This window comes from Nitratifractor sp. (assembly GCF_015487065.1).
GTDB lineage: Bacteria > Campylobacterota > Campylobacteria > Campylobacterales > Sulfurovaceae > Nitratifractor.
Window position 1 is genome coordinate 1 of record NZ_WFQN01000084.1, and the last position, 4,105, is coordinate 4,105.

Below are 4,105 nucleotides of genomic sequence, written 5' to 3' on the forward strand. Positions count from 1 at the left end.
CCGGGTATAGCCGGCATAGACCCCCTCTGCCGGGAGTTCATACCCTTTGACACGCAGGTTGATCGTCGGGACAAACTCCCGACGCCCCAGCCCCTGGCCTGTGACGGGCTCACCGTCGATGGTGTAGAGCCGTCCCAGCAGCGCGTTGGCTTTGTCCAGCTCCCCCTCCCGCAACAGGCGGCGGATGGTCCTCGCATGGACCGGTATCCCCTCCACCCGGATCTCGGGGAGAATCTCCACCTCTCCTTCAAAAAGCTCTCTGAGCGTCTCGGCACTCCCGTCCCGTCCCCGGCCGAAGCGGAAATCGTAGCCCACGACGATCTTCTCCAGGCGGGGATAGTCCCGTTTCAGCAGCTCAACGAAGGCTTCCGCCGAAAGCTCCCGGATCTTTTCGAAGCAATAGAAATCCATCGGCCGGTCGGTGTACCAGCTGCGTTTGAAGCCCGGAGTCAGGCTCCCACGCTGTCGTTCGATCACCGTGACCGCTTCCGCCCGCCGAATCAGCTCCTGATGGGCCACATGCATCCCGTCAAAGGAGCCGATGGCAACACTCCGGATATTGTTGTCGATCCTGATCACACTTTCTCCTCTTCTGACCCATAGTACATATGGGGATTAAAACAGCGGCTATTATACGATACAATGGGAAAAAGAATAACCCAAAAATTGCAGTAGAAAGTACGCTAGATGTGTTGATGCTCGGTGTGTAGGGGGAGAGGCGATCAAACGACACAAACTGCTTTGTGTCGTTCGCTTCGAACCCGGAGCGGTCGGAACGGAGTGAAGCCGCGAAGGTAAAAACCAAAGCGCAGGCGCACTTTGAAAGTGCGTTGAGCATTCGCTTCGATCGCCCATGCCACCGATGATCAATGCAAATAGCGTGCAAGCTAATACAAGTTTTGGGTTCAAGGAGTCTGTCGATGAAATTTCTCTCCCTGTTTGTCCTGGGCGGTCTTGTCGCGGCTGCCGATACGATCATCCCCTCCAAAGGAACCGATCTGAGTCTAACCATCTACAACAACGACCGGGTCTTCGTCCACGAGATCCGCCACACCCGGATCCCCGCCGGCAGACAGCGGCTCATCTATCAGAACGTCCCCAGCTCTCTGATCACCGCCAGCGTCGTGCCTGATTTCATCGGCCTTCCCGTTACGCTCTACTCCCAGAACTATGTCTATGACCTGGTGAGTCTTCCCGCCATGCTCAAAAAGAGCGTCGGCCGGACCGTCGCTTTCTACACCAACGGCAGGAATCCCCTCCTCAAGCACGGCACCCTCCTCAGTGCCCAGAGCCCCGTCATGGTTCGGGAGGAAAAAAGCGGCCGGATCCTCGCCTTGGAGAAAGCGACCCAGGTGCTCTTCCCCTCCGTCCCTCCCAACATGATCACCCGTCCCAGCCTGATTTGGAACATCGAAACACCCAAAGAGGGAAATCTGACCGTGGATCTGAAATACCTCGGTACAGGGATCAGTTGGAAGAGCGACTATGTGATGGATCTGCACCCCGAAACGAAAAAAATGGACCTGGTGGGCTGGATCACCGTCAAAAACAACTCCGGCGTCAGCTATCCCAATGCCCGCATCACCTGCCTCGCCGGAGAGGTCCATACCGCCGCCACCCCGGGAAAGAACCGGGTCCTCTACAAAGCCATGGCCGAAGCCGTGGCGGCTCCCGAGGTAAAAGAGGAGGCCTTCTCCGGCTACCACATCTACAAGATCCCCTTCCGGGAGACCATCGCCGACAAGGAGCAGAAGCAAATCCGTTTCCTGGAGAAACGCGCCGTCGGCTACGAGAGCTACGGCCGGGCTCAGGTCGCTTCCTTCCCCCGCAAAGGGGTCCAGAAACTCCGCTTCCTCAACACCCTGCGTTTCGCCAATACCCGGGCCAACGGCATGGGAATCCCCCTGCCGGCAGGTATCGTACGGATGTACAGCACCGACAACGAGGGGGAAACCCACTTCGTCGGCGAGAGCCGTCTGGGCAATATCCCGGCGGATGAGCCGGTCACCCTCACCATCGGGACCCTTTTCGACGCCACCGGAGAGAAACGTACCACCAAATACATCGCCCGGGAGGGATACCGAAACGTCGTGAGCACCTACACCCTCAACAACCGGGGCAAAACACCGCTGACACTGAAGCTCGAAGAGCGCCTCCCCACCTTCGGCGGTACGATCCACCTCAAAAGCAGCTGCAAAGGCCCCTGCTCCGTCAAGAAAGTCAGCGCCTTTGTCCGGGAGTTCACCGTCAAACTCCTTCCCAAAAAGAGCTACAGCTTCACCTCCGAGTTCGAGGTGATCCGCTAAGGCCCCGAGATGAGTTGCCTGATGAAAAACATGCCGATGTCTACAGAAGCAAGAGGAATCCTGCCGTCCGGATGCCGACCGGAAGATCGACCGTGACGCTCTACATCGACGGAGACGCCCTCCCCAATCTCCTCAAACCGATCCTCCTGCGAAGCATCGAGCGTCTGGAGATCCCCACCCGGGTCGTCGCCAACAAAAGGATCACGATCGGCGACTCTTCCCATGTCGAATATCTCATCGTGGATCAGGGAGCGGATCAGGCCGATGACCGGATCGTGGAGCTCCTGGAGCCGGGAGATCTGGTCATCACCGCCGACATCCCCCTGGCCGACCGGGTCCTCAGCGCCGGAGGCCACGCCATCGACCACCGGGGTGATCGCTACACCCCTGACAATATCAAAGAGCGCCTGGCTCTGCGCAACCTTATGGATGCGATCCGCGAGAGCGGAGAGATCACCCGAGGCCCCAAAGCCTTCACCGCCAAAGACGCCCACGCCTTCGCCAATCAGCTCAACCGCTTTTTTCAGGAGCGCCGATAACGCTGGGAACAGAGACCCGTATCAAAATCAAAGGATCGTGTGGCCGGTTTGTCCCATGTTGGGAGACAACGGTAACAAGATGTATCCGATCGGTAACCCTCCGGTTATTCTCCCCCTATAGAATCTCAAAAAAAGGGGGATTCATGTACAACGAAATCTATCTGATCGAACTCGTGAAGACGATGCAAAAGTACGGCCTCGGAGCCAACGATGCCTGGGATATCGTCCAAAGCGAATGGGAGTACATCGAGGATTTTCTCCACGACCGTCCCAAAGACATCAAGACCCTCAAAGGACTGGCCAAAGATCTCCTGACCATCTATATGGTGGCTTGATCCGGCAGGAAATAATCGCCGGCCTCAAAAGATCGACACCCCGGTTTTGGTCGTAAACTTCTCCAGGGCCAGGGTGCCGGCATGGGAGTTGCCGTAGCGGTTGAGCGCCGGCGACCAGACGGCGATGGACATTTTCCCGGGGACCACGGCAGCGATGCCTCCGCCCACTCCGCTCTTGGCCGGCAGGCCCACATGGTAGGCGAACTCCCCGCTGGCATCGTAATGCCCGCAAGTGAGCATCACGGCGTTGATCCGTTTGGCCTTGCTCGCACTGACAAACTCCGTACCGCTGAGCGGGTCGGTCCCCCCAAAGGCCAGATAGAGAAAGGCCCGGGAGAGCTCTTCGGTGCTCATCTCCACGGCGCAGTGTTTGAAGTAGGTCATGACCGTGGCGTGCACATCGTTCTCGAAATTGCCGAAGCTCTTCATCAGGTGAGCCAGGGAGAGGTTCCGGTCTCCGTGTTCCATCTCGGAGCGGGCCACCTCGGCGTCGAAACCGATTTCGGGTTTCTCTGTCAGACGACGGATAAATCCCAGAATCGCTTCGAGGGTGTTGTACTCATCTTTGTAGTGGCTGATCAGCGCATCGGTCACCACCAGCGCCCCGGCATTGATGAAGGGGTTGCGGGGGATCCCCTGCTCATACTCCAGCTGCACCAGGGAGTTGAAAGGATTCCCCGACGGCTCTACCCCCACCCGTTTGTAGAGCTCACGTGAATAGTGTTCCAGCGCCAGGGTAAAGGTGAAAACCTTGGAGATACTCTGGATCGAAAAACGCTTCGACGCCTCCCCCACCGAATAGACGCTCCCGTCTCCCAGGGTCAGGCTCATGGCGAACTGCCCCTTCTCCACCGCCGCCAGCGCCGGGATATAGTCGGCAACCTTCCCTCTCTCCAGCTCGGGTTGGATCTCTTCGTAGATCTCG

The 4,105-nt window shown here is 58.1% G+C and carries 5 protein-coding genes; 3 read left to right on the forward strand and 2 right to left on the reverse strand.

Features of this window, described 5'->3' with window-relative positions; all coding sequences use genetic code 11:
- On the reverse strand, window positions 1-579 hold a 579-nt coding region (locus F8I07_RS04360), incomplete at its 3' end, for a riboflavin kinase (RefSeq protein ID WP_292656206.1).
- Window positions 580-920: 341 nt separating this feature from the next.
- On the opposite strand from F8I07_RS04360, the gene F8I07_RS04365 reads away from it, so the two are divergent.
- The 3 genes from F8I07_RS04365 to F8I07_RS04375 all read left to right on the forward strand — a co-directional run bounded on the left by F8I07_RS04365 (window position 921) and on the right by F8I07_RS04375 (window position 3,180).
- On the forward strand, window positions 921-2,306 hold the full coding sequence (locus tag F8I07_RS04365) for a DUF4139 domain-containing protein (RefSeq protein WP_292656209.1): 1,386 nt from the start codon (window positions 921-923) through the stop codon (window positions 2,304-2,306).
- A 92-nt stretch (window positions 2,307-2,398) separates the two neighbouring features.
- The gene (locus F8I07_RS04370; protein ID WP_292656218.1) at window positions 2,399-2,845 is read left to right on the forward strand and encodes a YaiI/YqxD family protein; all 447 of its coding nucleotides are present in this window, start codon (window positions 2,399-2,401) and stop codon (window positions 2,843-2,845) included.
- A gap of 143 nt (window positions 2,846-2,988) precedes the next feature.
- Complete coding sequence (locus F8I07_RS04375; protein WP_292656212.1) at window positions 2,989-3,180, forward strand: hypothetical protein; 192 nt, start codon at window positions 2,989-2,991, stop codon at window positions 3,178-3,180.
- Window positions 3,181-3,204: 24 nt separating this feature from the next.
- Here F8I07_RS04375 and F8I07_RS04380 read toward each other — a convergent pair.
- Window positions 3,205-4,105 (reverse strand): glutaminase (locus F8I07_RS04380; protein ID WP_292656215.1); only part of this gene is annotated, 901 nt, incomplete at its 5' end.